The organism is Pseudomonas agronomica (assembly GCF_025917275.1).
In the GTDB taxonomy this organism is placed as follows: domain Bacteria; phylum Pseudomonadota; class Gammaproteobacteria; order Pseudomonadales; family Pseudomonadaceae; genus Aquipseudomonas; species Aquipseudomonas agronomica.
This window is the reverse complement of record NZ_JAOSHO010000357.1, coordinates 1-5,420: the sequence shown is the minus strand read 5'-3', so window position 1 is coordinate 5,420 and position 5,420 is coordinate 1. Positions and strand designations below refer to the sequence as shown.

General features: G+C 62.4%; 4 protein-coding genes. All 4 read left to right on the top strand.

What is annotated here, in order from left to right; all coding sequences use genetic code 11:
* Nucleotides 1-260: 260 nt before the first annotated feature.
* Nucleotides 261-1,424, top strand: a complete 1,164-nt coding sequence (locus OC610_RS20415) for an isovaleryl-CoA dehydrogenase (RefSeq protein ID WP_264430245.1) — start codon at nucleotides 261-263, stop codon at nucleotides 1,422-1,424.
* An 11-nt stretch (nucleotides 1,425-1,435) separates the two neighbouring features.
* Complete coding sequence (locus tag OC610_RS20410) at nucleotides 1,436-3,043, top strand: carboxyl transferase domain-containing protein (protein ID WP_264430243.1); 1,608 nt, start codon at nucleotides 1,436-1,438, stop codon at nucleotides 3,041-3,043.
* A gap of 14 nt (nucleotides 3,044-3,057) precedes the next feature.
* Nucleotides 3,058-3,876 (top strand): gamma-carboxygeranoyl-CoA hydratase, encoded by an 819-nt coding sequence (locus tag OC610_RS20405; protein ID WP_264430242.1) that lies wholly within the window; start codon nucleotides 3,058-3,060, stop codon nucleotides 3,874-3,876.
* A partial coding sequence (locus OC610_RS20400; protein ID WP_264430240.1) for an acetyl-CoA carboxylase biotin carboxylase subunit occupies nucleotides 3,873-5,420 on the top strand: 1,548 nt, incomplete at its 3' end. The genes OC610_RS20405 and OC610_RS20400, both read left to right, overlap by 4 nt.

Genomic DNA, 5,420 nt, shown 5'->3' with positions numbered 1-5,420 from the left:
CAGTCTCAAGCGAAAGATCAAAAGATCAAAAGACCAAAAGACCAAAAGATCAAAAGATCGCAGCCTTCGGCAGCTCCTACACGCGCTTGAGCGGGAGCTCCCTCGCCATAAAAGCTGATTCAGAACACCCGTACTCTGGCTCAAGTTGACGTTAACGTAAAGGGTGATTGACAGCCTCTCGTCGCAGGCTTACGTTAACGTAAAGGTGAGAGCCGTTCCCCTGCTCCCCACACCCGACAAAAAATCCAAAAAGGTGTCCCATGAGCTACCCATCCCTGAATTTTGCCCTCGGCGAAACCATCGACATGTTGCGCGACCAGGTGCAGTCCTTCGTCAAGGCAGAGCTGGCGCCTCGGGCCGCACAGATCGACATCGACAATCTGTTCCCCGCCGACATGTGGCGCAAGTTCGGTGACATGGGCCTGCTGGGCATCACCGTCCCCGAAGAATATGGCGGCGCCGGCCTGGGCTATCTGGCCCATGTCGTCACCATGGAAGAAATCAGCCGCGGCTCGGCCTCGGTCGCCCTCTCCTACGGCGCCCACTCCAACCTGTGCGTCAACCAGATCAACCGCAACGGCACCCATGAGCAGAAGAGCAAGTACCTGCCCAAGCTGATCAGTGGCGAGCATATCGGCGCGCTCGCCATGAGCGAACCGAACGCCGGCTCCGACGTGGTTTCGATGAAGCTTCGGGCCGACAAGCGTGGCGACCACTACGTGCTCAACGGCAGCAAGACCTGGATTACCAACGGTCCTGACGCGAACACCTACGTGATCTACGCCAAGACCGACCTGGAAAAAGGCGCCCATGGCATCACCGCGTTCATCGTCGAGCGTGATTGGAAAGGTTTCAGCCGCAGCAACAAGTTCGACAAGCTCGGCATGCGCGGCTCGAACACGTGCGAGTTGTTTTTCGATGACGTCGAAGTGCCTGAGGAAAATATCCTCGGCGCGCTCAATGGCGGCGTGAAAGTATTGATGAGCGGCCTCGACTATGAGCGCGTGGTCTTGTCCGGCGGACCGACCGGCATCATGCAGGCGTGCATGGACCTGATCGTCCCGTACATCCACGACCGCAAGCAGTTCGGCCAGAGCATCGGCGAATTCCAGCTGATCCAAGGCAAAGTCGCGGACATGTACACCCAGCTCAACGCCAGTCGCGCCTATCTGTACGCAGTGGCCCAGGCGTGCGAGCGCGGCGAAACCACCCGCAAGGACGCCGCCGGGGTGATCCTCTACAGCGCCGAGCGCGCCACGCAAATGGCCCTTGATGCCATCCAGATCCTGGGCGGCAACGGCTACATCAACGAATTCCCGGCTGGCCGTCTCCTGCGTGACGCCAAGCTGTACGAAATCGGTGCCGGCACCAGTGAGATCCGTCGGATGCTGATTGGTCGCGAACTGTTCAACGAAACCCGCTAACGGAGCTGACCATGGCCACGCTGCACACTCAGCTCAACGCTCGCTCACCGGAGTTCATCGCAAACCGCGATGCGATGCTCGGACAAGTCGAGGCCTTGCGCACCTTGCTCGCTCATGTCCAGCAAGGCGGCGGACCCAAGGCCCAGGAGCGGCATACATCGCGAGGCAAACTGCTGCCGCGCGAGCGCATCAATCGCTTGCTGGACCCAGGCTCGCCGTTCTTGGAAATCAGTCCGCTGGCGGCTTACGAAGTCTATGGAGAGGACGTCCCGGCAGCCGGTGTGATCGCCGGCATCGGTCGCGTGGAAGGTATCGAGTGCATGATCGTCGCCAACGACGCGACGGTCAAAGGCGGCTCGTATTACCCGTTGACCGTGAAAAAACACCTGCGCGCCCAGGCCATCGCCCAACAGAACCGCCTCCCCTGCATCTACTTGGTGGATTCCGGTGGCGCCAACCTGCCACGCCAGGACGAAGTGTTTCCCGACCGCGAGCACTTTGGCCGGATCTTTTTCAACCAGGCCAACATGAGTGCCCAGGGTATTCCGCAGATTGCCGTAGTCATGGGCTCCTGCACCGCCGGTGGCGCGTATGTGCCGGCGATGGCGGACGAGGCAATCATGGTTCGCCAGCAGGCGACGATCTTCCTCGCCGGCCCCCCCCTGGTAAAAGCCGCCACCGGCGAAGTGGTCAGCGCCGAGGACCTGGGCGGCGCCGATGTGCACTGCAAGATCTCCGGCGTGGCAGACCATTACGCCGACAGTGATGAGCACGCGTTGGCATTGGCCCGCCGCAGCGTCGCCAACCTCAACTGGCGCAAGCTCGGCGAGCTGCAGCAGCGTGCGCCCATCGCCCCGTTGTATGCGGGCGACGAACTGTACGGCGTGGTTTCGGCCGATGCCAAACAGCCGTTCGATGTGCGGGAAGTCATCGCACGCCTCGTCGACGGCTCGGTATTCGATGAATTCAAGGCCCTCTTCGGAACGACCCTGGTGTGCGGCTTCGCCCATCTGCACGGTTATCCGATCGCCATCCTTGCCAACAACGGCATCCTGTTCGCCGAGGCCGCGCAGAAAGGCGCCCATTTCATTGAACTGGCCTGCCAGCGCGGGATTCCCCTGCTGTTCCTGCAAAATATCACTGGTTTCATGGTCGGCCAGAAATACGAAGCCGGCGGCATCGCCAAGCACGGTGCAAAACTGGTGACTGCCGTGGCTTGCGCCCGGGTACCGAAATTCACCGTGATCATCGGAGGCAGTTTCGGTGCGGGCAACTATGGCATGTGCGGCCGCGCCTACGATCCACGGTTCCTGTGGATGTGGCCGAATGCCCGGATCGGCGTGATGGGCGCCGAACAAGCCGCCGGCGTGTTGGTGCAGGTCAAGCGCGAACAGGCCGAACGCAGCGGCCAGCCGTTCAGCGCCAGCCAGGAAGCCGAGATCAAGCAACCGATTCTCGACCAGTACGAAGAACAGGGGCACCCCTATTATTCCAGCGCGCGGCTGTGGGACGACGGCGTCATCGACCCGGCGCAGACCCGCGATGTATTGGGCCTGGCCTTGTCCGCGTCGCTGAACGCGCCAATAGAATCGAGCCGCTTCGGCGTGTTCAGGATGTAATCGGGAAAATGCCCATGACTCAGTACAACACCCTCGAACTGCACACCGACCCACGCGGCTTTGCCACGTTGTGGCTCAGCCGCGAGTCAAAAAACAACGCGTTCAACGCCGAGATGATCCGCGAACTGATCCTCGCCCTGGACGACGTCGGCAGCGATCCGACCTTGCGTTTCCTGTTGCTCCGTGGCCGTGGCAAACACTTCAGCGCCGGCGCCGACCTGGCCTGGATGCAACAGTCCGCCGAACTCGATTACCACACCAACCTCGACGACGCCCGGGAACTGGCGGAGCTGATGTACAACCTCGCCAAACTGAAAACTCCTACATTGGCTGTGGTCCAAGGTGCCGCGTTTGGCGGCGCACTGGGCCTGATCAGCGCCTGCGACATGGCCATCGGCGCCGACGAAGCGCAGTTTTGCCTGTCTGAAGTGCGGATCGGCCTGGCGCCTGCGGTGATCAGTCCGTTCGTGGTACAGGCCATTGGCGAACGCGCGGCAAGACGCTACGCCCTGACCGCGGAGCGTTTCAACGGACAACGTGCGAAAGAGATTGGATTGCTGTCGGAAAGTTACCCGGCCGAGGCGTTGGACGGTCAACTCCAGCACTGGATCGACAATCTGCTGCTCAACAGTCCGGCGGCCATGCGCGCCAGCAAGGAACTGCTCCGTGAGGTCGGCAACGGTGCGCTCACCCCGGCGTTGCGCCGCTACACCGAGAACGCCATCGCCCGGATACGCGTCAGCCCCGAAGGCCAGGAGGGCCTGCGGGCGTTCCTGCAAAAACGGCCGCCGAACTGGCAAGCCGAGTCAGACAACAAGGAGCCGCGTCGATGAGCGCCCCTGCCCTTACCTCTCTATTGGTGGCCAACCGCGGTGAAATCGCCTGCCGGGTCATGCGCACCGCCAAGGCCATGGGCCTGACCACCGTCGCCGTACACAGCGCCACGGACCGTAACGCGCGTCATTGCCGTGAAGCCGATATCTGCGTCGACCTGGGCGGCAGCAAGGCCGCCGACAGCTACCTGCAAATCGACAAACTGATCGCCGCGGCCCAGGCCAGCGGTGCCCAGGCGATTCATCCTGGCTACGGTTTCCTTTCCGAGAATGCCGGGTTCGCCAGGGCGATCGAAAACGCCGGGCTGATCTTCCTCGGCCCTCCCGCCTCGGCCATCGACGCCATGGGCAGCAAATCCGCCGCCAAGGCCTTGATGGAAACCGCTGGCGTGCCGTTGGTGCCCGGCTACCACGGTGAAGCCCAGGATCTGGAAACCTTCCGCGCCGCCGCCGAGCGCATCGGCTACCCGGTGTTGCTCAAGGCAACCGCGGGCGGCGGCGGCAAAGGCATGAAAGTCGTGGAAGACGTCAGCCAACTGGCCGAAGCGTTGGCTTCTGCGCAACGTGAAGCCCAATCGTCGTTCGGCGATGCGCGCATGCTGGTGGAAAAATACCTGCTCAAGCCACGCCACGTGGAAATCCAGGTGTTCGCCGACCAGCATGGCAACTGCCTGTACCTCAACGAGAGGGATTGCTCGATCCAGCGTCGGCACCAGAAGGTCGTCGAGGAAGCGCCTGCGCCCGGCCTCAGCCCGCAATTACGCCAGGCGATGGGCGAAGCCGCGGTGCGTGCGGCCCAGGCGATCGGCTATGTCGGCGCGGGCACGGTAGAGTTTTTGCTGGACTCGCGGGGTGAGTTTTTCTTCATGGAGATGAACACCCGGCTGCAGGTCGAGCATCCGGTCACTGAAGCGATCACCGGGCTGGACCTGGTGGCCTGGCAGATCCGCATCGCCCTCGGCGAGCCGCTGCCCATCACGCAAGAGCAAGTACCGCTGCGGGGGCATGCCATCGAAGTACGGCTCTATGCCGAAGACCCGGCCAATGATTTTCTCCCCGCCACCGGGCGCCTGGCGTTGTACCGCGAATCCGCTGCAGGCGAAGGGCGGCGGGTCGACAGCGGCGTTGAAGAAGATGACGAGATTTCGTCTTTCTACGACCCGATGCTTGGCAAGCTGATCGCCTGGGGCGAGAACCGCGAGCAGGCCCGTTTGCGCCTGTTGGCGATGCTCGACGAGTTCGCCATCGGCGGCCTGAAGACCAATATCGGATTCCTTCGGCGCATCGTCGGTCACCCGGCGTTTGCCGCTGCGGAACTGGACACTGGATTTATCCCACGTTACCAGGCGCAACTGCTGCCCGAGCCAGGCGAATTGGATGACGACTTCTGGCACGCGGCCGCCCAGGCCTTCGCCTTGAGCCTCAAGCCGCACCTCCGAGCCGATGACCTGAATTCGCCCTGGAGCAACACCGGTGGGCTGCGCCTCGGACTGCCATCAGAAATCACCCTGCACCTGAGCTGTGACGGCCAGGATCGCGCGGTG